The organism is Pullulanibacillus sp. KACC 23026, assembly GCF_029094525.1.
Lineage (GTDB): Bacteria > Bacillota > Bacilli > Bacillales > Sporolactobacillaceae > KACC-23026.
Genome location: NZ_CP119107.1, coordinates 2,573,012 through 2,596,999 on the forward strand (window position 1 = coordinate 2,573,012; position 23,988 = coordinate 2,596,999).

At 40.2% G+C, this 23,988-nt stretch carries 28 protein-coding genes and 1 pseudogene; 9 read left to right on the forward strand and 20 right to left on the reverse strand.

Translation table 11 applies throughout. The features are described 5' to 3' along the window. Window positions 1–153 precede the first annotated feature (153 nt). The 7 genes from PU629_RS11975 to PU629_RS12005 all read right to left on the reverse strand — a co-directional run bounded on the left by PU629_RS11975 (window position 154) and on the right by PU629_RS12005 (window position 4,518). Complete coding sequence (locus PU629_RS11975) at window positions 154–480, reverse strand: hypothetical protein (protein ID WP_275280302.1); 327 nt, start codon at window positions 478–480, stop codon at window positions 154–156. 170 nt (window positions 481–650) lie between these two features. Then, window positions 651–1,145, reverse strand: a complete 495-nt coding sequence (locus PU629_RS11980) for an NUDIX hydrolase (RefSeq protein ID WP_275280303.1) — start codon at window positions 1,143–1,145, stop codon at window positions 651–653. A 155-nt stretch (window positions 1,146–1,300) separates the two neighbouring features. Next, window positions 1,301–1,936 (reverse strand): LysE family transporter, encoded by a 636-nt coding sequence (locus tag PU629_RS11985; protein WP_275280304.1) that lies wholly within the window; start codon window positions 1,934–1,936, stop codon window positions 1,301–1,303. A gap of 429 nt (window positions 1,937–2,365) precedes the next feature. After that, window positions 2,366–2,905, reverse strand: coding sequence for a GNAT family N-acetyltransferase (locus PU629_RS11990; RefSeq protein WP_275280305.1), 540 nt, complete (start codon window positions 2,903–2,905; stop codon window positions 2,366–2,368). Window positions 2,906–3,026: 121 nt separating this feature from the next. Beyond that, window positions 3,027–3,563: a 2'-5' RNA ligase family protein gene (locus tag PU629_RS11995; protein ID WP_275280306.1), complete on the reverse strand. Its 537-nt coding sequence runs from the start codon at window positions 3,561–3,563 to the stop codon at window positions 3,027–3,029. A 43-nt stretch (window positions 3,564–3,606) separates the two neighbouring features. Next, complete coding sequence (locus PU629_RS12000; RefSeq protein ID WP_275280307.1) at window positions 3,607–4,077, reverse strand: DinB family protein; 471 nt, start codon at window positions 4,075–4,077, stop codon at window positions 3,607–3,609. Between the two features lie 276 nt (window positions 4,078–4,353). After that, window positions 4,354–4,518 carry a hypothetical protein gene (locus tag PU629_RS12005; protein WP_275280308.1) on the reverse strand — a complete coding sequence of 55 codons (165 nt, stop codon included), beginning with the start codon at window positions 4,516–4,518 and terminating at the stop codon, window positions 4,354–4,356. Between the two features lie 356 nt (window positions 4,519–4,874). On the opposite strand from PU629_RS12005, the gene tatA reads away from it, so the two are divergent. Then, complete coding sequence (tatA, locus tag PU629_RS12010; protein WP_275280309.1) at window positions 4,875–5,054, forward strand: twin-arginine translocase TatA/TatE family subunit; 180 nt, start codon at window positions 4,875–4,877, stop codon at window positions 5,052–5,054. A 119-nt stretch (window positions 5,055–5,173) separates the two neighbouring features. On the opposite strand, the gene PU629_RS12015 is transcribed toward tatA, so the two are convergent. The 5 genes from PU629_RS12015 to PU629_RS12035 are packed head-to-tail and all read right to left on the reverse strand — an operon-like array spanning window position 5,174 to window position 9,150. Continuing rightward, window positions 5,174–6,322: an ABC transporter permease gene (locus tag PU629_RS12015; protein WP_275280310.1), complete on the reverse strand. Its 1,149-nt coding sequence runs from the start codon at window positions 6,320–6,322 to the stop codon at window positions 5,174–5,176. A gap of 42 nt (window positions 6,323–6,364) precedes the next feature. After that, a complete protein-coding gene (locus PU629_RS12020) occupies window positions 6,365–7,285 on the reverse strand; it encodes an ABC transporter ATP-binding protein (RefSeq protein WP_275280311.1) in 921 nt (306 codons plus the stop codon). A 17-nt stretch (window positions 7,286–7,302) separates the two neighbouring features. Beyond that, the gene (locus PU629_RS12025) at window positions 7,303–8,052 is read right to left on the reverse strand and encodes an ABC transporter permease (protein WP_275280312.1); all 750 of its coding nucleotides are present in this window, start codon (window positions 8,050–8,052) and stop codon (window positions 7,303–7,305) included. Window positions 8,053–8,064: 12 nt separating this feature from the next. Further along, complete coding sequence (locus tag PU629_RS12030; protein WP_275280313.1) at window positions 8,065–8,763, reverse strand: ATP-binding cassette domain-containing protein; 699 nt, start codon at window positions 8,761–8,763, stop codon at window positions 8,065–8,067. Continuing rightward, window positions 8,764–9,150: a GntR family transcriptional regulator gene (locus PU629_RS12035; protein WP_275280314.1), complete on the reverse strand. Its 387-nt coding sequence runs from the start codon at window positions 9,148–9,150 to the stop codon at window positions 8,764–8,766. A gap of 433 nt (window positions 9,151–9,583) precedes the next feature. Here PU629_RS12035 and PU629_RS12040 point away from each other — a divergent pair, with 433 nt between their 5' ends. The 4 genes from PU629_RS12040 (at window position 9,584) to PU629_RS12055 (ending at window position 13,316) form a co-directional block, all read left to right on the forward strand. Beyond that, a complete protein-coding gene (locus tag PU629_RS12040) occupies window positions 9,584–10,786 on the forward strand; it encodes an MFS transporter (RefSeq protein ID WP_275280315.1) in 1,203 nt (400 codons plus the stop codon). A 33-nt stretch (window positions 10,787–10,819) separates the two neighbouring features. Then, window positions 10,820–11,518 carry an alpha/beta fold hydrolase gene (locus PU629_RS12045; protein WP_275280316.1) on the forward strand — a complete coding sequence of 233 codons (699 nt, stop codon included), beginning with the start codon at window positions 10,820–10,822 and terminating at the stop codon, window positions 11,516–11,518. Between the two features lie 194 nt (window positions 11,519–11,712). Beyond that, complete coding sequence (locus PU629_RS12050) at window positions 11,713–12,267, forward strand: PepSY-associated TM helix domain-containing protein (RefSeq protein WP_275280317.1); 555 nt, start codon at window positions 11,713–11,715, stop codon at window positions 12,265–12,267. Between the two features lie 278 nt (window positions 12,268–12,545). Beyond that, complete coding sequence (locus tag PU629_RS12055) at window positions 12,546–13,316, forward strand: class I SAM-dependent methyltransferase (RefSeq protein ID WP_275280318.1); 771 nt, start codon at window positions 12,546–12,548, stop codon at window positions 13,314–13,316. A 57-nt stretch (window positions 13,317–13,373) separates the two neighbouring features. Here PU629_RS12055 and PU629_RS12060 read toward each other — a convergent pair whose 3' ends face one another. From PU629_RS12060 to PU629_RS12075, 4 genes are all read right to left on the reverse strand, one after another. Then, complete coding sequence (locus PU629_RS12060) at window positions 13,374–13,724, reverse strand: VOC family protein (RefSeq protein ID WP_275280319.1); 351 nt, start codon at window positions 13,722–13,724, stop codon at window positions 13,374–13,376. 88 nt (window positions 13,725–13,812) lie between these two features. Continuing rightward, window positions 13,813–15,477, reverse strand: coding sequence for a methionine--tRNA ligase (metG, locus tag PU629_RS12065; protein WP_275280320.1), 1,665 nt, complete (start codon window positions 15,475–15,477; stop codon window positions 13,813–13,815). Between the two features lie 519 nt (window positions 15,478–15,996). After that, window positions 15,997–16,434, reverse strand: coding sequence for an NUDIX hydrolase (locus PU629_RS12070; RefSeq protein ID WP_275284414.1), 438 nt, complete (start codon window positions 16,432–16,434; stop codon window positions 15,997–15,999). A 79-nt stretch (window positions 16,435–16,513) separates the two neighbouring features. After that, window positions 16,514–17,221 (reverse strand): nucleotidyltransferase domain-containing protein, encoded by a 708-nt coding sequence (locus tag PU629_RS12075; protein ID WP_275280321.1) that lies wholly within the window; start codon window positions 17,219–17,221, stop codon window positions 16,514–16,516. Window positions 17,222–17,374: 153 nt separating this feature from the next. Between PU629_RS12075 and PU629_RS12080 the strand changes: the two genes are divergently transcribed. Further along, complete coding sequence (locus PU629_RS12080) at window positions 17,375–17,863, forward strand: GNAT family N-acetyltransferase (RefSeq protein WP_275280322.1); 489 nt, start codon at window positions 17,375–17,377, stop codon at window positions 17,861–17,863. A gap of 105 nt (window positions 17,864–17,968) precedes the next feature. On the opposite strand, the pseudogene PU629_RS22605 reads toward PU629_RS12080, so the two are convergent. Further along, window positions 17,969–18,435, reverse strand: a pseudogene (locus PU629_RS22605) (GNAT family N-acetyltransferase). A gap of 309 nt (window positions 18,436–18,744) precedes the next feature. Here PU629_RS22605 and PU629_RS12090 point away from each other — a divergent pair. Beyond that, window positions 18,745–19,062: a hypothetical protein gene (locus PU629_RS12090; protein ID WP_275280323.1), complete on the forward strand. Its 318-nt coding sequence runs from the start codon at window positions 18,745–18,747 to the stop codon at window positions 19,060–19,062. A 45-nt stretch (window positions 19,063–19,107) separates the two neighbouring features. Here PU629_RS12090 and PU629_RS12095 read toward each other — a convergent pair whose 3' ends face one another. Next, window positions 19,108–19,407 (reverse strand): hypothetical protein, encoded by a 300-nt coding sequence (locus PU629_RS12095; RefSeq protein ID WP_275280324.1) that lies wholly within the window; start codon window positions 19,405–19,407, stop codon window positions 19,108–19,110. Here PU629_RS12095 and PU629_RS12100 point away from each other — a divergent pair. Together PU629_RS12100 and PU629_RS12105 are read left to right on the forward strand one after the other, a co-directional pair. Continuing rightward, on the forward strand, window positions 19,395–19,631 hold the full coding sequence (locus tag PU629_RS12100) for a hypothetical protein (RefSeq protein ID WP_275280325.1): 237 nt from the start codon (window positions 19,395–19,397) through the stop codon (window positions 19,629–19,631). The two genes, PU629_RS12095 and PU629_RS12100, sit on opposite strands and share 13 nt — an antisense overlap. 409 nt (window positions 19,632–20,040) lie before the next feature. Then, complete coding sequence (locus PU629_RS12105; protein WP_275280326.1) at window positions 20,041–21,270, forward strand: IS4 family transposase; 1,230 nt, start codon at window positions 20,041–20,043, stop codon at window positions 21,268–21,270. A 330-nt stretch (window positions 21,271–21,600) separates the two neighbouring features. Here the strand turns inward: PU629_RS12105 and PU629_RS12110 are convergent, their stop codons facing one another. Together PU629_RS12110 and PU629_RS12115 are read right to left on the reverse strand one after the other, a co-directional pair. Continuing rightward, window positions 21,601–22,389: a glycoside hydrolase domain-containing protein gene (locus PU629_RS12110; protein WP_275280327.1), complete on the reverse strand. Its 789-nt coding sequence runs from the start codon at window positions 22,387–22,389 to the stop codon at window positions 21,601–21,603. A 212-nt stretch (window positions 22,390–22,601) separates the two neighbouring features. After that, window positions 22,602–23,765, reverse strand: a complete 1,164-nt coding sequence (locus tag PU629_RS12115) for an FtsW/RodA/SpoVE family cell cycle protein (protein ID WP_275280328.1) — start codon at window positions 23,763–23,765, stop codon at window positions 22,602–22,604. Window positions 23,766–23,988: the final 223 nt, after the last annotated feature.

Sequence of the window (23,988 nt, forward strand, 5' to 3'; positions counted from 1 at the left end):
AAAATTTATAAAAATAGCTTTTCCATTGCTAGAAACTTAAGAGACCTAGTTGGAGGCCTTAAACTATAGGGGTTCGGCACGTGAGTCCATTCATTCAACTAGTCATGAATTCAAGTTACATTGGATTAGACAGACATAAGTAAAGGAAGTTGATCATGGTTCAACTTCCTTCACAACCTTCTTCAATTCATCATCACTTATTTCATACAAGACATAGTCCTTATTCTTTTTATAATAAACTTTCGATTGATCCTTATAAATGTGATAAGTCGTCTTTTTATATGTAATTTCGAGATCTCCTGGACCTTTTGGCGGAGGACAGTTACATTCTTTTGCTGGTGATTGAGAGACAATCCCCAATACTTGTTTACTTATCATTTTTGAATGGCCATTGACCTTAACGTGAATAGGGCGTTCATACCATGCAAGAAGCAGTATAATAATGACGATTGCCGTCACTACCTTTAACATTGGCTTCATAAGCCCCTCCTCATTACAATCAAGCGTTTTTTTAGGATGAATGAATGCCTGAAGTACAAATTTATCCTTAAGTATATAATGTCTCAAAAAGTCCAAAATCATCAATCTAAGAATGATAAGTGTGTCATTCCTCTCCTGCGAGGTCCATGCAAAATGATAATCCTGATTCGTTAAACAAAAGGCTCCTCTACTATCTTGACTTTCTCAACATCTACTAACAGGTCTTCGTCGTAAAGACACCGATAGTCATAAGGATGCGCATCATGAATCATCGTCTCAAAGAATCGCTTAACATCGGCCACCCCCTTATTTTGTGGATGCAATAGCCAATCAAGTGATTTCCAATCCAATATGCCTTCCGCAGTTTTAACAGGCGTTGCGTAACGCATCGATTCTGGAATTTCAGCTAAGAATAGGTACATCCCTCCATAGAACGTACCGTTAACGTCGTACCAAGTTACTTTTCCTTTATATTGAACAAGATCTTGCTGAAGCTCTAAATGAGTCTCTTCTTTTACTTCACGGAGGATTCCTTCGATCGGTGTTTCATTTTCTTCCAACTTGCCTCCAACACCATTCCAGGCTCCCATCCATTCAGGAGATTCCCGATTTAACATCAAAAAATGATTCCCTTGTTTAATAAAACAAATTGTAAATTTTAGCATCTTAGCACCTCTTTTTTGAGTTAACCGTCATTACGGGTTCATTTTAACACGACTTTTGTCTAATTATGAAACAAAATAAAAAGAAGAGCGTCTACGATTGCCCTTCTCAAGCAGACTAGTCATTTAATTAAACTGAATACGATCCGGCCTTTAAATCATTGACCAAAAATGGCCTTTAGACCTTGCCAAACAAAATAAACGCCAAATAGGATAAGCGACACCCCTGACAAGGCCGAAATGACAATTAACATGCGATAATTGAAAAAGCGTTTAAAACCTGATGTAAGAGTAGCCACAAAAAGATCCCAAATCGTAATACCAAGAAAAATCATAGCGCTATATAAAAGAACACGACTAAACCCATTGTTAACAGCCGTCTCCGCTAAGACCGATCCATAGATCCCTAACCAAAACAAAATAGACAATGGACTGGTGATCGTAATAAAGAAACCCGTGACAAAACAAGAAACAATCGAATCTGTTTTATTTCGGTAATCGAATTTGAATTTATTGGCTGTCTTAACCGCTTCAATTCCCGTATAAATGAGGACAAAACCACCAAACAGCCAAAGAAAAATTTGGACAATCGGAATATTAATAAACCGGACAAGTCCTAAATAAACAAGCATCATAAAACACGCATCTGCAACGATAGCACCAAATCCGACGATCCAAGCATGCCAAAAACCGTTCTTAATCCCTTTATCCAGACGTGCGGAATTCACTGGACCGATCGGTGCTGCCAGCATTAAGCCAAGCCCCACATAACTGAAAAGTATTCCGAAATTCAATAAGAACATCTCCTTTAAATGATAACCCCGAGAAACCCACCAGGATCTTGATGTGACCATTCTTATATGAGAGGTCAAAGCTATTCGATCACTCACCTTGCCTGCTTGACTAAAGAGTTGTCATCGCTCAAGAGGAGACAGCTAATTTTAGTTAAAGGCTCATTATGTTGCTATGTAGAGTTGAGTTATATTGAACAAAACTAGACAAGACTCCCGCGGGAAATATGTCTTTTTTATATTTTACAAAAAGGAACAAAATTTACGAAAACAGCCAAGTTTGAAAAAAAAGAAAAGCTTGTACAGTTTATGAACAAGCCTTCCAATATAAACCTATTTATTAGAAAAACGCGGAATTAATTTTGACTCTCGTGATTAAACACAAAAGGCATTCCCTTATTCAGAGAATGCCATCAAACTTTTTTATTGAATTCAATTATTATTTGCAGATCCAAAATATTTTTCCATTCGAATATCGGTCCACATTTTTCCTTGCCAATAGGTGAATTGATCGATTCTGCCGATTTCCTTATATCCCATTTTGCTATAGAGCTTATGAGCTGTCTGATTAAATTCAAAAACACCTAATTCAATACGATTCAGTCCTTGTTTTTTAATCTCGTTCTCAAGAAATTGAATCGCTTTGTACCCAACGCCCTTGCCTCTGCCAACGGGTTCACCGATTGTAATCCCAATCCAGGCAGTCCCTGTTTCCTTTTTGTACAAGTGACTTGGGTCAACCATATAATTCATTTCACCAACTAATTGATCATCAAGATAAATCAGATAGATCTGGTGATGTTCCATTCGTTTCATCAGCTCTTCCACAGTTACCTCTTCTCTGTGGTCAAGCTCCTCTTGATTTTGATTCGGCCGAGTAAGGGGGATTATTGACGGGTCATTTTCCCATTGACTGATTACGCTCGCAAGGTCTGAATCGGGTTCAATTAATTTCTTGAAAGATATAGACATATATAACTCCTATCGAGATGGTCTCATTTTTCATACAGGCTTATTTTTCTATGCCGTGATAAATACTTGTACGTTCCGTTTTGCTGGTCAATGGGTGTTCCTTCCAAGAAACGAACCATTCTCACGTTAAAGCAACTGAATAAAGGATTGGGGCTTTGTTTTTTTGTGAAGTATCAATAAGTGCCACTTCCTTTAGTTGTCCCGAAAAAGACTCTCGTTTATTAGAACAAAAGTGGAAGGCTTCCATCAATTTGTCTGGCGAAAGTCGGTTAGCGATGGTACAATGCGGGATCCACTTATCCGGAGAATAAAGCGAGTCGGCGTCACTTGCAAAATCCTCAAATTGTCTGTGGTGCTGGCAGTGAAAATCCATTAAATCAGATGTATGGGTAGGAGAATAAAACAAGGTTCCTGATCCTATAAAGGAGCCGATCGTGCTAAACGTTATAGGAAGAGCCTTTTTATTTTCATAAACACGCTTCATCTTATCCATGAAAGCCGCACCATCAATATCAGAATAACTTGCTAAAGTCAGATGTGGTCTTCTGTCCTCGACTTCAAAAGCATAAGAAGAAATCCCGAATTTTCTTAAAAGTTCCCAAATATCTTTAATAAATTGTTCTGTTTTCTCATCAAAAAGTGTAATCATACCGTACATCTCATCGAACCGCCTTTTCTAGTGGTAGACGCTTTTTCTAAATTTATCGTTTATCAAAGTGAAGCGCTTGTCCTTTTAGTTTCAGTTGAATTTGTTTTAAATGGTGAGCATCGTGCTTGGCAAACAAGTCCACAAATGATTCTACTGTATATTGGCCAGGCTCATTTTCAATCTCAAATTGAGCCTCTTTTCCTACTTTCTCTAAGGCTTGAATAAGCAATTGACGTGTTTGAGCAAATGTCCCAAGAAGATCAGACACTGTTTCAAAGCGTTTAATATAACTTATCGCTTTCTCGTTATGTTCGTTATGATTTGGAAATGGAGGAAGACTTACACCATCAGCCATTAATGGTACCATTTCTTCTAAATTATACAAATCCCCAAAATACAAATGGCCAATAATCTCTCGGATCGACCACTTCCCTTCTCCAATCGGATCGGTCAGAAATCTTTCAGGCATTTCCTTCAAAGCTAACAACGCTTCCGTACATTGATTGAAAAAATTTAAAGTCATCCCAGTCCCCTCCAACTCGTAAACCCTGAATAGTTTTTAACCTCCTGTTACAGTTCTCTATAGCTGAATAGAAATCCTTTATTTTACTTTTGCAGTAGATTAATAGATATAACCACCAATCTTTAAAATCTTAAAGGATGCTCGTGCTTTGTTTGATCTCACTTTTAATTGTTTCGGCATTCTTTATGGAGTTATCCTCAAGTCGAGATTTTTATAATTTCCTGGCATTAGAAAACATGCTTCGACTTCCATCAAAGCATGTTTCAAGAGAATTGTTTATTCGAGATAATTCTTTTTCTTAATGGTACGGTCTTTGGATTTCGGCAAATATTTATTATGATCATTTAATTCATTGAGAAAGATAAGATCCTCCGTCGACGCTGATAGAGGATTATTATTATTAGGTGCCGCTTCTTCATTTAGTTTCTCATCCTTAGCCATGGAATCCACATCCTTTTTTATCTATAGTGTTCCAAAGAATGAGTAAGGCATTCACCTGATAACCAAGAGTTTATGTGTGGAACGCGCTTCAGATAAAAGCTCTTATATCCTTAATAGCAGCACTGCCCCGTTATACAATCCAATATCCTGTGAAATTAAAGTAAAGCACACTAAGATTAGCCAGCCTTTTTAAATTTTTATAACATTAAGTTTTTTAACCGTTTTACTGCTTTCTCTTTCACATAAGATGAGCTACAATAACTACAAACCTCTTTTTAAAAGTTAGCTGACCCATTCACTAAGATCGAGTTCATTCAGGAAATTGTTAAAATCCAAAAGAAGGAAGCGGATACATAATGGAAAGCCCAGGTAAAATTATTCTTGTCATCCTCCTTGCCTTTATCCTTTTTGGTGCAAAGAAGCTCCCTGAATTCGGAAGCAGTGCCGGAAAAGCCTTATTCGAATTTAAAAAAGCCTTAAATCCAGGTCTAGATGACTCTGAGGTAGAAAAAAAGAGCCAACCAAAAGAACTTTAGAATAAAGTAAAAGCCGCACCTTTATACAGTGCGGCTTACTTTTTTTCTAATCGTTAAAAAGCGGTTGTCTAGCAAAAAAGCGGTGGAATCATCAACCGCTCTTTCGTTTAAAGCCGTTCTTAATTAGTTGAGGCGTGCAAAAAGGCCTTAAATCTCAGCGTGGCCACACACAATCCAGCAATTCCAAAAGCAAGAAGGATAACCAGTGATTTCCAAACATCGCTGATTTGTGCACTATGCACCATCGAATTCACCAGCCCTTGCATCGCCCAGTATTGCGGGGTGAAGCGACCAATCGCTTGGGCAAAAGGCGGCAAGAGATCATAAGGTACCCAAAGTCCCGATAAAGCGGCTCCGCCAAGTGTAATGATCTGGGTAATCCCCTGACCTTGATTTTCACCTCGCACAAGAAGGGCAAGTGCAAGTCCAACGCCCGTTCCACAAATCGCTAAACACACAACAACAGCTATGACCGAACCGATATTACCAAGATTTACTCCATAAACAAAGTGGCCGAACAATAAAAGGACTGCACACTGAATGACAACACTTATTAAAGATGGAATCCACATGCCGATTAAATAGGTTGTTGAGGACATGGATGTACTGCGAAGCCGTGCCACCATTCCCGACTCTTTCTCTTTAAAGAAGCGTCGAACCATCGTAATCAAAATAAAGAAAACAAACATAACGGTGTATCCTGGTACAACCTGCGATACTAGATCAACGTGGGACGCACTTTCTTTTATATCTTGAATCTTAATGGGGGATGCCATGATTTGCTTAATTTCTGTCTGACTTTTTCCGGAGGCTAATAAAGCGGTTGACATCTTTTGTTCGCGGTAGCCATCCGAAAGATTAGTGAGCACAGCTTGGATCGGTGTTACTTCTTGACTGGATGCGGCATCCTCATAAAATTTGATTTTGGCAGGTGTCTGAGCGCTCTTCAGATTATCCTCAAAGCCTTTTGGTACAACGATCAAAGAAGATAGTTTGCCATCTTTGATCTGCTGAATTTGTTGATTAGCGGTTTGGGTCCCACTCTGATTGACCTTGAAGCCTTTAATGTGATGGATTTGCTCAATAAAGGCTTTCGAGGCAGCAGAATGGTCTTGGTCAACCACTTGAAGAGAAATCGTTGAATTTCCCAAACTACTAAAAATCGATCCGAACAGAACAATAAACAGGATCGGCATCAAAATCAGAAAGAAGAAATTCCCCTTTTCTTTCAGCATGAGCTTTAATTCTTTTATGACAATGCTTTTCAAATTACCGTCTCCCTTCTCTCAATTAAATGTTTCAATTTGAACCTAATCTCTTAGACTCGTTCCTGTAAGTGTCAAGAAAACCGTTTCGAGAGTCGGGCGCATCATCTCAAGTGCTTTAATCTCTCTGCCTTGGTGTTTTGCCTGCTCTAACACTTCTTGCATCGTTTCGACTAGCTTGTTGGACTCAATGACCCAGCCTGAATTTTTTGCGTAAACTTTTGCTGGCTCCGTCAGCCTAGGAGGCTCTGTCATGCCTGTTGCCTCCAAATAAATCGCCTTTTGACCGTATTGGTCGATTAAGCCGGATACGCTCCCTTCTGTAATCACCTTGCCATGGTCGATAATAGCCAGTTGATCACAAAGCGTTTCAACCTCCTCCATATAATGGGTGGAATAAATAATGGAAACACCCTCTTGCTTTAAGGAACGAATCATTTCAAAAATGCGGTTACGTGATTGTGGATCAATCCCTACAGTCGGTTCGTCGAGTATTAATAGCCTTGGTTTGTGCAATAAGGCAGCCGCAATATTAATCCGTCGTTTCATACCGCCTGAGAAGGTTTTGACCGCATCCTTTGCCCGATCAGACAATCCTGTTTGCTCGAGCACTTCTGAAATACGTGTCTTTAACAGACGCCCATTTACACCGTTCATTTCCCCAAAAAAAATCAAATTATCTAGTGCGCTAAGTTTTTCATACAGTGTAATGGCTTGAGGCACATAGCCGACCTGCTTTTGAATAGCTTGGCGTTCTTTCTTAGCGTTCTTGCCAAGGATCGTTACAATCCCATTATCAGTATCCGTGATCCCAGTTAATAGTTTCATAGTCGTGGATTTACCAGCCCCATTTGGTCCTAGTAAGCCAAAACATGATCCACTATCTACAGTAAAACTGACATCTTCTAATGCTATCTTATGGCCATAGCGTTTTCCTAAATGTTCAACCTGTACCACCTTTTCCACCCTACATCCCCCTCGTATTAAAGTGCTAATTTTTGATCCAGCAGGTAAGCAGACGCTTTAATAAGAATATAAGCCACTAACCAGCTGATAAGAATAGCACCAAGAATAATTTCTTTAAGTGGAAGACCAATTTTATTATAGAAATAACTGAAATTAGTACCCGTCATCCCGGTTAAAATGCCGATTACCCATATTAAAACCCAAACCATTGGTAAGGCAGGTTTAAGGTTCGTGTGGGACAGAGTTCCCGTAAAAACACCAAAACTTACAATGATGGGGCTCGAAGCAATCATGAATATCCCCCATGTCAAACCCTCCCTTATAAAAGACCACATTACAGGACCAGCAAACTGGCCATTAAGAGCCATTGTGTATAGGCCAAAGAGGATGATCAATAGGTAAATGATCAGACAGGTTTTGATGGACGTTATAAGGCTCGCGACAAACTTAGCTCTGATGAGTGTTCCTCGAGAATATGGTAAAGACAGCCACCAGCCAACCGTCTCATTTTGCCATTCAACATTTATCCGGTGAATGACCATACCAAATATCATAAAAGGAAGGCCGCAGGTAAAGTACCAGGTGCCATCATAACGAATATGACCGCTAACTGCTCCATAAGAAGTAAACCCAAGAATAATGAGCAATGCAAAGCATACATAAACGAACACCCATTTTCGTGACATTCGATTCCGATTTTTTTTTATATTGCGTCGCCGTTTCATATCGTGTTTGACCAACGACCAAAAAACAGGTTGTTCAGACATTTTGATTGCCCCCTATTTTAGTAATTTCCTAGGAATGGAATGCAGAGAGCCATAGGTTTGTCTTAAAACCTCAGATTCTTCCGCTAATACTACACGGCCTTCCTCTAAGAAAATGGCGTAGTCTAGCAAGCCCTCTGCTTCATATATTTCATGTGTGCTAATGAGAAGTGTTTGTTCCCGTTCACTCATCAGATCAATTAAGCTTTCAATAATTTGCTCTCGTGAAACCGTGTCAATCCCTGAAAAAGGCTCATCTAGAATCATTAACGGAACATGTCGGGCGAGACAAAGAATAAGTTGAAGCCTCGCTTCCTGACCCTTTGACATCTCCCCGAGTTTCATCTCTTCGTCCAATTTCATCTGATCGGCAAAACGATTAGCTTCCGATAAATCGAATCCAGGTAAAAACTGACAGCCCCATTGAAAAGCCTGTTTGACCGTATGATCTGCATACCAGCGGGCCCTGTCCGGGAGATAGGCAATTCGAGCATTCGTCTGAAAGCCTGGCTTTTCTCCAAAAATGAAGAGTTCTCCCTCATCCGGCCTTACAAGCCCCATCATAAGGCGAAAGAGGGTTGATTTTCCAGCTCCATTTGACCCTAGTATCCCCGCCACTTTACCTGTTGGTATATTAAGTTGAAGCTGATCCAATGCTTTCTTTCGGCCATAACGCTTTGTTAAATTTGAACATTGAACGGCAACACGTTCCATCTACCTCACTCCCTCTCTCTTGATAAATGCTACAATTTCATCTCTCGAATAGCCAAGATTGCTCATTTTAGTAAGGAATTCTTCAATTGTTTGAAGAGCGAGATCCTCCCTAAAGCCTTTAACCTGGTCAGCGGATGCGGTTATAAAGGTCCCTTGACCTCGACGTTTTTCTGTAAGTCCATCTCGTTCCAGCTCCTGATAGGCTCTCATAACAGTATTAGGGTTAATTTTCAAAGACTGTGCCAGCTCTCTAACAGAAGGAATTTTTGCCCCCAATTCAAGCTCTCCTTTTGCCACTAAACTTCTGATCTGATCAAGAATTTGCTCATACAGCGGTTGGCTAAGGTCAATTGAGAACGGCAGAGAGCCAACCTGATAATGTTCCATTTATGTCCCTCCATTCGAGGTACTCTGATTGACTTAAGTGTATTATATCAATTAATACACTTAAGTCAATCAGCTTTAAATTATTTTTTCTTTTTATTAATGACCCTTTTGCATTTGGGGATAAAAACACTTGAGTCATAACGTTTTTAGTTCTTCTGTCAAAATCCCTCATAATCAGTAAGCGTCATCACCCTAAAGTTGAGAAAGGCTGTTTTCACGAAATTAAAGTCATAAGTTCACTCTTATTTAGTTTTTAAGGCCTATGTTGTGAGATGAGCAAAACAACTTTTTCTATTTAAATGACAAAAACAATGTGGATAGATATAGTTAAGGAAAGTCTATAAAAAGAACAATGCGATTTATCTGTCACTTACACGCATTGAAAATCCCGCGTTTACGATCTATTTATTGAGAATTAGAAAGGATGACGGCTGTGTCTCAGGCAATTATGCACAAACCTCAATTGGTGACGCTAAAGGATCACCTCGTATTTCAACTTGCGGTGTTTTGCTTTTGGTTTTCGATCTACATATATGTCCCTGATTTTGGTGTTTACTTAAATCAGATCGGCCTGTCTCTTTCAGCCGTTGGAGTCATACTGGGCAGTTATGGGATCTCTCAAATCCTCTTGCGACTGCCTCTTGGTCTGTTCGCCAATTTCTTAAGAGGCAGACAAAAACTTTTGCTTGCTACTGGCTTCCTAATGGGGTTTATAAGCGGCCTTCTTTTTATCTTTTTTCACTCATTTCTTGCGATTTTAATTGCCCGTTTATTAGCCGGTATTACCGCGTCGATGTGGGTAACTGCGACCATCCTTTACTCGCGTTACTTCACGAATGAACGGGCCTCACAAGCGATGAGTTTACTGCAATTTTTAACAGTATTTGCGCAATTTATCAGCATGATGCTTTGCAGCTTTCTCATCCATCGCTATGGGTGGACCTTTCCTTTTTGGGTGGGAACAGCCGCTTCACTAATCGGACTTTTCCTCGTGTTTGTACTGAAAGAATTAGATGAAGATGAAGAAGAGAGTCAGCATGTAAAAGCTTATTCCATTGGTGCCATTCTAAAGCAAACGATTCGAATCCAACCGTTGAACATCGTGACGCTGCTTTCTTTTTTGTGTAATGCCATTCTCTTTATAACAATTTTTGGTTTCTCTCCCATTTACGCTGAAAAAATCGGTATAACTGGACCGGCCCTTGATTGGCTGATTGCCGCCTTTTTTGTCCCGCATACCTTGTCTTCTCTGCTGCTTTCATTTAAACCAACAAATGGAAAAATGGCTAAAGGACTCCTTAAAGGAAGTACACTTGGTCTAATTCCTTTGTTAATTGCGGTTCCTTTTGCCCATACTTTATTAATAGTTAGTCTGCTTCATTTTGGCATTGGGCTGCTTTTAGGATTCTGTTTTCCCATACTGCTTGGACAGGTGGTTAAAGTAACACCAGCCGGAATCAGAATGGCGGGAATGGGCTATTATCAATCGCTGTACGCAGGCGGCATTTTTCTCGGACCGCTTATCGCAGGGAAAGTTGCTGAAACAACTTCAATTGCGGTTGTTTTTTGGCTGACAGCGCTGCTTTCTGCTATTGCTTTTATCGTCACATTGATCCGTCCGGTTGAAAAGACTTAACAACGTTTATCTTAATCATAGGAGGAACCTGAGATGGCAACTTTTGTTATTTCCCATGGTGCATGGGATGGCGGGTGGTATTGGAAGAATGTTGCTGCAAGACTTCATACTAAAGGACATGACGTCTATACACCTACCTTGACCGGCTTAGGTGAACGGCAGCATTTAGGAACACCTGCAACCGATCTTGAGACACATATTCAAGACATCGTGAATGTGATCAATTTTGAAGACTTAAAAGAGGTCATCCTAGTTGGACATAGTTATAGCGGAGCGGTCGTCACAGGGGTTGGCGGACGAATTCCAGAACGCATTTCAGAAATCATCTATTTAGATGCCTTTGTCGTAAAAAGTGGAGAATCCATTGTTGATCAATTTGGAAATTCAGAGCTTATCGAGCAATGGGTCGAACTTGCTAATCAGTTCGGTGACGGCTGGACCATCCCTGCCATGCTAGAGGCCGGCAGTGACCCACGGCACACAGCCCAACCGCTGCAAACCTTCTTCCAAAAGCTCAATTTGGAAAATTTCGATGCTTGGATGACTATGAAGAAATCCTATATTAAATGTACAAAAAGAGAGGAAAAGCCGATCTATTCAGCCTTGGAAGCAAGCGCCTCCTTGGCACAATCTTTGGATTGGCCCTACTACGAGCTCGCAGCCGGCCACAATCCAAACGATACGGCTCCAGAAGCGTTAACTGATCTTCTGCACAAATTGAGTGAAGCCTGACCCCGCGGACCTATCCACTGGGGATCTTTCTTTCATCGATCCTATCGTTCCATAAGAGGCTCAAGTAAGCGTGTCACTCCATACATACGGTTAACTTTGTAAAAAATATCTTAATTTAATTTCTTAAGGATATTTTAAGAAATTATTTTTACCATCAAAAAGTAACCTATATCTAGTAAATGGAGGCAATCTGCTTGAGAAAATTAAAAAGACTTCACCTTTGGGTCGGACTTATTTGCTCGATTATTATTTTATTCGAATCTGTAACCGGTCTTATGCTAGAGGAACCGCAATGGTTTGGAGGAACTAAACAAGCGCAGTTAAATCCGCAAAACTTTAACCGCGGCAATTTCCCGTCCTTTAATCAAAACGGAGGAAATAGCTCTGGGAACACTTCAGGAAGCTTCAATGATGGAACCACAAACGGCTCCTCCAGCAATTCTTCCCCAAACTCTGATGGAAACACGGCAGGGAACAATTCCAATGGAGGTTACTCAGGTGGAGGAAACTTCCAAGGCGGGAATTTCGGTAACCGATCCGGTAACAGTAACTTTTCAATGGCGCGCGGCGGCTTCCGTACCTTTGAAAGTATTGTTGAGCAATTACATAAAGGGACGATCAATGGTGTAGACGTGCATTGGATTATGGATATCATCGCCATCGCCCTTATTTTCCTTTCCCTCTCAGGCATCTACATGTCCATTCGCATTCTAGTTGCCGAATCCAAAACGCGTAAAAGAAAAGGCTAAGTACGAAAAACTCCTAACCGTCAAATGGCGGCAGGAGTTTTTCTATATTTATTTTTGCGTAACTAACGAGAATAAAGCACGAGATTGAATCTCATCTATTTTACTCGGAGATACTGGCCGTAGCCTCTGCCAACCTCTTCAACCTTATGAACGTTCACGCTCCTAAACCCATTACTCTTTCTTAATTAAATATTTGATCTAATGTTTTTATTATAAACTATTAGATTTATAATAAAATTATAATGATTTAAAACTTACATAAAAAGGAGATTAACTAGATGGCAAATAAGGAAGTGGATGATTGGAACGCCAAGCTTTATGATGATAAGCATGCATTCGTCTCAAAGTATGGAAAGGCTATCATTCAGCTATTAGCCCCCAAACAAGGTGAACAAATCCTTGACCTAGGCTGCGGCACGGGTGATCTCGCTTATAACCTATATGAACAAGGGGTAACGATAATCGGGGTGGATAAATCCGAAAAGATGATCCAACAAGCTCAATTAAAATATCCTTCTATAAAGTTTATCGTCAGAGACGTCCTTGATTTAACCTATTCTAATACGTTTGATGCCGTCTTTTCCAATGCCACTCTGCATTGGGTCAAACAACCGCAGCAAGCTTTAAGGGCTCTCTACTCAAGCTTAAAACCAGGCGGACGTTTCGTGGCTGAGTTTGGCGGCAAGGGAAATGTCAAAACGATTACCGATGAAATCATTCGGCAAATCCATCAACTCGAGATTCCTTACTCACCAGAAAATTTCCCATGGTATTTTCCTAGTATTGGAGAATACACAAGCCTAATGGAGGAAGCCGGATTTAGCGTTGTTTATGCGGAGTGGATTGACCGACCTACACCCCTTGATGGAGACAATGGCTTAAGAAACTGGATCTCTCAATTTTCATCGAGCCTTCTAGATTCAACTACTGAACTTGTAAAAGAAGAGTTGATCACGCGTGTTGAAACCACCCTTAAAGGGACTCTTTACCAAAATGGAAAATGGGTAGCAGACTATAAAAGATTGAGGGTAACAGGTTATAAGAACTAAAAACAGGTGCAACTCTAAAAGGCGTGTCTAACGGACACGCCTTTTCAAGTTAAAAGCCTAACATTGACAAATCATGAGATGATTACCATCAGGGTCTTTGCAATTAAACCAATGATTGTTTTCAATGTCAGTAGTTATCTCTACCTGCTTGGCTTTCATATAGTCATAAGCTTCTTGAATATTAGTTGTATTAAAATGAAAAAGCGGTTTCTTAAAGCGCGTTTCCTCTGAAAAAATTTTGCTGTCTAAGACGATTCCAGTTCCTTGCATAGGCAAAACGAATAAATGACCAAATGCAATCTCTCCATCCGTGGAAAGCCCTAATAGATCGCAATACCAATCTCTTGCTTTTTTAATATCACTCACCGGAATAAAAATCGTTCCAATTTGATTTAAAACTGGACTCATCGAATCCCCCCAACGTCATCAAAATTCGATCTAAAAAACCCTTTGTTAAGTTAAAATTAATAATAGTCTTTACCCTTGTCAATAATTTTTATAATAAACGTCGTCCTTTTCTTACCATTAGCTCAAGTTGTTGATTTAAACGTTCAAGCTCCTCTTCTATTTTTACAGGGTCAATACGTTCAAATAATGGTTGGATAGGCGTGAGAGGCTTTGACTCCACATGAATGGGACGCCACCCAAAGCGAGGAAGTCCTAGAAACCGTCTCACCTTTTCACTTGAGAAAGGAAGAAAAGGAGCTAATAATTGTGAGAGATTGGCAATGAGATAAACACAATTCGCCAGTGTTTCTTTACAGGTAAGCTCCTCTTCATGAATTTGCTTCCAAGGCTTGCTTTCATCAAAATATTTATTCGAATAGCGAACTAATTCAAACACCTTTTCCAATGCTTGTTTAAAACGAGCCGTTTCGATACAGCCCCCAACCTTCTCATAAACGGTCTCTACCTTCTCCTTAATCACTGAATCGATCTTTTGCTCTGGAATTCTCCCGTCAAAAGATTTTTCAATAAACCTCAATGTCCGGTTTACCAAATTTCCATAGGCTCCTAACAGTTCATTATTATGGCTATAAATAAATTCTTTCCAAGAAAAATCAGCATCCCGGCTTTCGGGGGCATTAATCGTTAAAAAGTAACGAATCGAATCGGGATCATACCTTTTTAAAAGATCAGGTACCCATACCGCCCAATTTTTACTCGTCGATAGCTTCTTTTTCTCCAAGGTGAGGTATTCGTTAGAGACAATATGTGTTGGGAGCGGCTTTCCTCCAAGTCCTAAAAGAAGAGCTGGCCAGATGATAGTGTGGAACGGTATATTGTCCTTCCCATGAACATAATAAGCAGTGGTCGAAGCCTTCCAAAATGCCGAATGATCCTGTTGGTTCTCCTGTGCCCAAAGCGAACTCGCAGTGTAATATCCAGATACCGCCTCAATCCACACATAGATTTTCTTATCCTCATATCCCTCAACCGGTACACTCACGCCGATTGGAAGGTCTCTTGATACAGCTCGATCTTGGAGTCCCTCTTTGAGATAGCGCTGCGTAAGCGAAATAGCATTATCTCTCCAAAGCTTCTTAATTTCTGCTTGACTTGTATAATGTTTCAGCTCCTCTTGGAAGGCGCTCAGCGAAAAATAAAAGTGCTCGGTCAATCGTGTTATCGGCGAGTTTCCGCAAATCTTACATTTACGGTCCAAAAGTTCTAAAGGTTCAAGTACACTCGAACAATAATCACATTGATCACCGCGTGCTTTTGCCCCACAATGAGGACATATCCCTTCGACATATCGATCAGGTAAAAACTGCTTATCATACTCACAATAACTCTGTTCAATTTCCTTTTTATAGATAAGACCTTTTTCTAACAACTCCAAGAAGATTTCTTGGACTAGCTGATGATGATGTTCGCTATCTGTCCGGGTGTAGGTGTCATACGAAAAGCCCAGCCTTGAAAAACAGTCTTCAAACTCTTGATGATAACGATCGGCAATCTCTTTTGGAGTCACACCTTCCTGCTTTGCTCGAATCGTAATCGGCGTTCCATTGCAATCACTCCCCGATACATAAAGGACTTTTTCACCTTTTAACCGATAATATCTTGCCAAAATATCGCCAGGAAGCAAGCTTGAAATATGTCCCAAATGCAATGAACCGTTAGCATAAGCCCATGCACCGCCAATAAAAATACTCATTAGTGAACCCTCCTTTAAATTATAAAAAGCCCCCGCCTTAACATAATCAGTTAAGGACGAGGGCTTAAATGCTCCACGTGGTACCACCTTATTTTGCAAATAGCTCACACCATTTGCCTCATACAGTACGGAGCAGACTAGAACTGCTCTTATACCGTGACATGGATAACGAGTGCCAAAACTCGTCGCAGCCTACTAATCCTTGAAAGAACGTTCAGTGCGCAGCTCAAGAGGCCATTGTTCAAATGACATGTTTTTGCTTCTTCTCAGCTCTCGAAGCTCTCTGGTAAAAAACACGATCATCCTACTTTTCTCTTCATTGCCTTTTTTTAAACTATTAAGACACATTTTATTCAAAACAGTTAGCAAAGTCAATTTCCAAAGTGGACCCTTATAAAATAAAAGTATGACTAGCGACCTTGACCAGACCGGATTCGAACCGTTCATAAGGAAGTTACGCAAGTTTGCATCGGGCTCTGAAACTAAAATAACGAGGATAAAATCACAATGCTATTCGTACTAATTTCCGTTTCGCTTTGCTTCCTCTTGGTAGGATTTAAGAGTCTCTATTAAAAACGTTCGGTCTTCAGGGTATGTTAATTTTAGGACTTCTATTTCTTCTGCTGATTTCCATGTCACATCATAGATTAAGTGATCAGGGTCTTGGATATTCATGTCTCCGCCAACCACTTCTACCCCAAAATAGTGAACTTCAAAAGCAATCTTAAGGTCTTCGTAGCTTCCTTTCTTAATCATTATCTCTTCAAGAATTCTTGTTTTGTAACCTGTTTCTTCTTCAATCTCTCTAACGCAACAGGCTTCAAACGTCTCACCCTCTTCTCTCCCACCTGAAGGAATCGACCATGTTTTTTCCTCTTCAGGTGTTCCTTGCAAGACCATAAGAATTTGATTCATTTCATTGATACAAACACCCGAAGCGCCACACCACTTTTTCATCACTTTGGACATCTCCTCTCAGATTAAGTCTTTTCATGCACTCTAGATAATGCCCTATTTAACCAATTGAAGGTATCAACTAAACCTTCCCCTGAGAAAAGCCCTCAAATAACCGCCCGCCATAAGGCAGAAGGACATGATCAACCAGCCTGATTACTTTTTCTTTCAAATTATCTTTATAAAAATCATCAAAGGCTTCATAAAAATCGCTGGCTAACTGGGAATCGTACTGTTTCAAAGAACGACTTATCCATTTCGAAGCACCGATCCACTGCTTATTGGTTCTTAAAACAAACTCGCTAACCTTTTCCGCGAGAGCGTTTGCGATCATAATGCCCTCTTCTCGATTTTCGCAGCCAATAAAATCATCTAAAGCATCTGTAAGAAAATAACGTTTCGTGTTTATCGTATCGACCGACCATGGCTCTGGCCCCTTTTTCAATAATTCATCAGCAACTTGTTTTATTGAAGAAATAATGCCATTATCCCTTAACACGACCCCCTCAGACACCATCCTTGGCAAAGATGGCCTTGCACGCTTGCAGTCCGTTTCAAAAAAAGCAGGATAAGAAGTCAAGTTATGAGCAAATAATTCAATTGGCCAACCATAATCAATAAAGGATTCTCTATAAGGGGATGGAAGAGCGGCATCAAAAATGACGATATCAAGATCAGAAGTGGTTGTCCATTCTCCCCGGACAATGCTTCCAGCTAATATGGCACCACTGCAATTCGGAAATCGTTTATCAACAAGCCGTTGTGCAGCATGGACAGGCTCTTGTTTCACTTTGAGTCCCCCCTACATTTAATCTGAGTTGTTCACTATCCCTCTCACCTAATGATGGACTATTGGGAATGTTATAATGTAGATAGCAAAATAAAGCTGCGTTCACTACTAAAATCTTGAAATTACTTATCTCTTAATTTTGGAGGGAAAGCTTTGTTAACTATAAGAAACGTCCATCGCGAGGATTTACCTCAGCTTATAAAGGTTGAACAACTTTGCTTCACACAAGAGGAAGCGGCAACACAAGACGCCTTTGAACAACGCATCAGAACGATTCCTGATAGCTTCTTTGTTGCGGGAAGAGAAGACCGATTAATCGGGCTGATCAATGGACCCGTTATTGAGAAGCTATATATTACCGATGACCTCTTTCAACACACAAGGTCTAATCCACCCTTTGGCGGTTATCAGAGCATTCTTGGACTTGCTGTCATTCCTGCCTTTCAAAAACGAGGCGTTGCGTCAGCCTTACTTAACCATCTCGAAAAAGAAGCGAAACAGAAAGAGAGGCAAGCGATCACACTGACCTGTAAAGAACCACTCATTCCATTTTATGCAAAGCATGGCTTTTTAAATAAAGGAAGTTCTGCTTCTCAACATGGCGATGAGGTTTGGTTTAATATGATTAAACAACTAAATTGAAGGACCGTTCGGCTAAAGAAGGCTGTACGGGATAATTGTCGATTTCATTCATCGCTAATCCCAATCAGCCCTTCGCTCTAGATGTCACTTTTGTGAAAAAATACGTTATAGCTCCTGCCAATCTTTAACCAATAGTCCATAGACGACATGGTCTACATAATGGTCATACAACCATTCAGCTTGCCGGATTCTACCTTCCTCCTTGAAGCCAAGGCTTTCGGGAAGCGCCCTGCTTTTCTTGTTGCCAACCGCAGCCTGGATTTCGATACGATTAAGATTCAATTCTGTAAAGCCGTAATGAATAACCGCTTCGAGCGCCTTCGTCATAATCCCTTTCCCTTGAAAGCCCTGTCCCAGCCAATACCCGATTGTCCCGATCCGATTTCCGCCATTGCGGTCAGCCTGGCTTGAATATTCTCAGCTGTATCCTCTACACGCTTGACAGAATCCAGCCAGCCGAGCCACTCTTTTAAATATGGTTTCGATTCCATTGTTAATTGGAAGAATTCTTCCGCATCATCCTTATTAAATAAACGTAATGAGACCTTATCATCTATTCTGTGCTCAAACACTTCGTTTTCCCCCTATCTTTATAGGTGTATTTTGTAAAGTGTAACATAATTTTCCCGCTTATTTATCAAAAATCCGCGGTAGGTAGGGTCTAATGAGCTTGTACCACTTCTCCTTTAAGAACAAAATCGCTAACACCACGACTCCCTTCTTCCCAAGTATAGATTTAACCTATGAGTTTTTCTCGGGCACTGTTTTTATGTTTAAACACTTAACAAAAATGGGTGGTTGTCTAACCAATGTGGAAAATCGTCCCGTTTTAACATAAGAAGCGTAACTAGGATACGTTACTGGTCAACTCCCTGGGTAAAATGGGCCGTTCCGAGTTAAATAGAGAATGCTCGTTACGCCTAACGACTCAAATGGGCAATTGGGAGAGGGATAGCGTATTCTGGTTACGCTCAACCGAAATAGGCGTAACGGCATTCCGTTATTTCGGAATTCCGGCCGGATTCGCGGCGGATAGCGTATTCTCGTTACGCTCAACCGAAATAGGCGTAACGGCATTCCGTTATTTCGGCATTCCGTCCCATTTCGCGGAGGTTAGCGTATCCTCGTTACGCTCAACCGAAATAGGCGTAACGTCAGTCCCTTATTTCGGCATTCCAGCCCCATTTAGCGGCGGATAGCGAATCCTCGTTACGCTCAACTGAAATAGGCGTAACGTCAGTCCCTTATTTCGGCATTTCAGCCCCGTTTAGCGGCGGATAGCGTATTCTCGTTACGCTCAACCGAAATAGGCGTAACGGCATTCCGTTATTTCGGCATTCCGGCCGGATTCGCGGCGGATAGCGTATTCTCGTTACGCTCAACTGAAATAGGCGTAACGGCATTCCGTTATTTCGGCATTCCGGCCGGATTCGCGGCGGATAGCGAATCCTCGTTACGCTCAACTGAAATAGGCGTAACGGCATTCCGTTATTTCGGCATTCCGGCCGGATTCGCGGCGGATAGCGAATCCATGTTACGCTCAACCGAAATAGGCGTAACGGCAATCCGTTATTTCGGCATTCCGGCCGGATTCGCGGCGGATAGCGAATCCTCGTTACGTTCAACCGAAATAGGCGTAACGACATTCCGTTATTTGGTCATTCTGGCCGGATTCGCGGCGGATAGCGAATCCTCGTTACGCTCAACTGAAATAGGCGTAACGTCAGTCCCTTATTTCGGCATTCCAGCCCCATTTAGCGGCGGATAGCGAATCCTCGTTACGCTCAACTGAAATAGGCGTAACGTCAATCCGTTATTTCGGCATTCCGGCCGGATTCGCGGCGGATAGCGTATTCTGGTTACGCCTAATCGTTTTACGTGTAACGACGATTCCCTCGCTTTGCGCAGACGTATTGCCGTGTGCCCGCGCAAAGCGAGGTTATTTTCGCACAAAAAAACGACGTTTCAATGTCGATGTATCCACAAGTCGAGAATTTTATAATTTCCTCACTAGCGTTGCGGTAAATTAAAAACAATTTGTCAATAGTTTTTGATCGAAAAAATAATTTGTATATTTTTTAATATATGGTAAATATTGTTTTCGAGCGCATTAAAAAACCTTATAATTAGGTGGAAGGTAGGTAATCCTGTCCAAATCCTAACTATAAGGAGCTCACATGGACAAGCATACCATAATTACGGTTTTTAAGAAATACCTCCACCCTCTTAATGGAGAAATCATTTCAAAGATGGTGGATATAATGAAGCTCGATAAATATGTTAAAAAGTTAGATACTCTAACCTTTGCGAAGTTGTTTATATTTGCTCAGATCAACCAATTAGAGAGCCTTAAACTAATAAGTAATAAGGTGAAGCGATTAAAGAAGCTCCAAAAAGAACTGGGGTTAAAGAGTATTAGTCAATCACAACTATCTAGGAAGTTGTCAGATATTCCCTCAGAGATCTTTCAAGCTGTTCTTCAACATCTTGTTCAGCAGGTTCATCGAGAGTTTGGAAAGGAACAGGGTGACCGTTTGCTTGGAAAAATCCATCTTATTGATTCGTCAACGATTTCTTTTTGCCTGAGTCAATATAAGTGGGCCGTGTTCCGATCTACTAAAGGTGGGATAAAAGTTCATACTCGCGTTGTTTTGTATGGTAACGAAACAACACCAGATAAGATCATCGTGACACCTGCTCGTCCAGCTGATGTGACCCAATTAGATTCGCTGATGGTCATTGAACAAGATGCCTTACATGTCTTTGATCGAGGCTACTTTGATTTTGAGAAATTCGATGAGTACTGTAAACAAAATAGTCGTTTTTGCACGCGAATCAAAGATAATACAATCGTTCATGTTATTGAAGAAATACCCGTTGACCCGTCGTCTAACGTTCTTCGTGAAGCGATTGTTAAGCTTGGGAACATGAGATATCCTCTTCGACTAGTCGAAACCTTGGATAGTCAAGGAAATAAGCTTTCCATCGTTATCAATGATGCAAAAATGAGTGCTGGCGAAATTAGTGACCTCTATCGAAAACGCTGGCAAATTGAATTGTTCTTTAAATGGATGAAACAACATCTAAAATTAAAGAAAATGTACGGGAAGAGTCAAAACGCTGTATATAATCAAGTTTATATCGCCATGATCACCTTCTGTTTAACCTTATTAATGAAGAAGAAGGTGCATTATCAAGGGACACTTCTCGATATGCTTGATTACATAGTTGATTATTGGTCAAACTGCTTTATAACGTTCTTAAAAGCGCTATTCAAAAAGCCAGAACGCTCTTCATTTGGTAGGCGAAAGCTTAAACACGAACAAATTTTCCAAGATACACTGGCACAATATGAAGAAGGAGAGGTGGACCATTTAAATGATTTAACTTATGATCCAATCTTATAAATGGAAAAAAACGGATAAGGATTACCTTCAAACACCCCCCTTTATCTTTTTGGCTCCTTCGTCATAAAAATATAAGACTGAATTTTCGGTTTTTAATCATTTGGAATAATATTACATATTATTCCAAATGATTACCGTTGACTTTGCGGCAATTTTTTTATGCAACGCTAGTGTAATTTCCTAAACAATTAAAAAGCTTGGGAACCCCCAAGCTTTTGTCTGCTCATTATATAATTATACAGCGAATGGTTTATCCTTTGATTTTAGTTTTCTCCACGCAATTGGAACGACTTATTTAAGAAAGGACGGGCTTTAAAAAGAATAGATGGTTTACCACAAATTGTTCAGTAGGTTCCCTTTCATTAAATCCGTATCCACATTACATTTTTTTCCTTCTAGCCCATATTGCCAAACAAAGGTTTGACTTTGATTAGGACTATCTGCCTTAAAGGAAGTTGGGGCCTTGCTTTTTGTTGTTGTATCGCCGCTCGGCTGGTTAGACCACAAAATCAAATCATTTTTAACCGCCTTGCTTTGATTCTCTGCATCAGTATAAGCGGTTTTTAAAGGTGAATTAGGAAGATTTCCATATAACCCTGCTTTGTAGCCAGCATCTTCCATGGTCTTTGTCCAACTAATTATGAACGCTGAATTAATAGGATCTCCTTTTTCAATGTCAGCTGCAATAACGGTTCCTTTAGGAATTCCTAAATCCTTAGCACGATTAATTGCCTTTTGGGCAACATCGGTTCCTTGCTTTGACCCTTTTGCGTTCGTAAACTGATTATAGATTGGTAGAATTTTAATCTTCTTATCATGCAAATAGGTCACTTCTGATTTGGATAATCCACTATAGACACCGCTCTTGGTCGTCATATATCTGCCTACAAAATCAGGGTCTCCATAATTGGAGGAGACACATTGATAGAACGAAGAATTAATTTTACTTGTTGTATCAATTCCCCAAGCGATCTTAGGATTAGAGGAGCTTCCAGAAGTGGAACCACCGCTTGGTTGAGCTTGTTTGACCGACCAAAACGATAACCAAATCAAACCGACTACGAGGATAACGGCGATTAGCCATGCCCACCATTGAAACCATCTTGATCTATCCAACATACTAACCCTCCTTACTATATTGGGGTTAATATTAAGTATTCAGATCGATCAAGGTTGGTTACAGATTAGACTATAAATGGTGTTCTAACTAATTGGACGAAAAAAATTCTAAGTTCCAGGAAAAACCATCCACAGAATGAATTTGAATGATTATAAACACCACCTTGAAAACACGAAAGGCCGCCAACTATATCGGCGACCTTCACATCGATTTATGAAAACATAAACTTTCTCGTATTAAGCTTAATATTTAAAACAAGACCAATCGCAAACACATTAATCACTAATGAACTCCCGCCATAGCTAATAAACGGTAAGCTTAATCCAGTGATTGGTAGTAATCCGACTGTCATCCCAATGTTCTGGAATAATTGGAAGCCAATCATCCCGATAATGCCTGCACAGACCAATTGCCCGTAATAATCCTGATAGGCCATCGAAATAATCACGATTCGATACATGATGATAAAGAAAATGATGATTAAGACAGCAGATCCCAAGAAACCATATGCTCCCCCAATTATAGCAAAGACAAAATCAGAGTAAGCGTATGGAACTAGAGAGCTTCCTACCGCATTTCCATAAATTTGGCCCGAACCGATCGTCACAAGGGCTTGCTGTAATTGATATCCCTCTGAATTCGTATAATGTGAGGAATCTAACCAGCCATAAAACCGCTCTGCTTGATAAGAAGGGAGCGCTCCTAGGATGGTATTAAAAAAGAAATGCGGATGTGCAAGATACGCATAGACGCAAGCCCCTAATAAAATGACAACAGGAGACATAAATAATAAGATCGTTCTAAATCGAACCGTCGACACAATAAGAACTGAAAAAAAGATGAAGGCGTACACCAATAAGCTTCCCATATCCGGAAGTTCTTTTGTTAAATACCCAAGTGGGAGTAAGGCTAGAAGCATTTTCCCAATTAGGATACATTCATCTCTGAAACGGTCCCGATCGTATTTCGGATTTTCACTATGCTTTGAAATCAATTGACTCAGCATAAAAATAAAGCCGATTTTCATAAATTCGGTTGGTTGAATGGAAAAAGGTCCAATGCGATACCAGCCCTTTGCCCCATTCAGCTCAGGTGCAATACTGTTTGGTGCAATTAATATACCCAAAATCAACACTAGACAAAATAGATAAATGTACAAGGACAGTCTTTTATAGATGTCTAAGTCGACAAAAATCCCTAAAGCTAGAATAGGAAGCGCGATCACATACCAAATGATCTGCTGTAATAGGTAGTTACCATTCACTAAATGCTGGACTTGAGCTGTATATAAAGCTAGGCAGCTTATACAAAACAAGAGAAAAATCATAAACAGTAAGGAATAATCAAATCGATTTGAAAATGTTTTATCGTCCATTAGGCAAAACTCTCTTTCTAATGATTGAACTCACATCTCTTTATTTTAAGATAAAAACGACTAAAATAATACGTTTTCTTCGTGAATTTTTTATGAAAAAAGTCGATAAGTCTTCTATAAGATTTTGTAAGCGTTTTATATAAAAATAACAATTGGTTATCGACTTACCTGCCACACTTATTTTCCTAGTTCATTTACCGCTTGCATTAGGATCATCTTAATT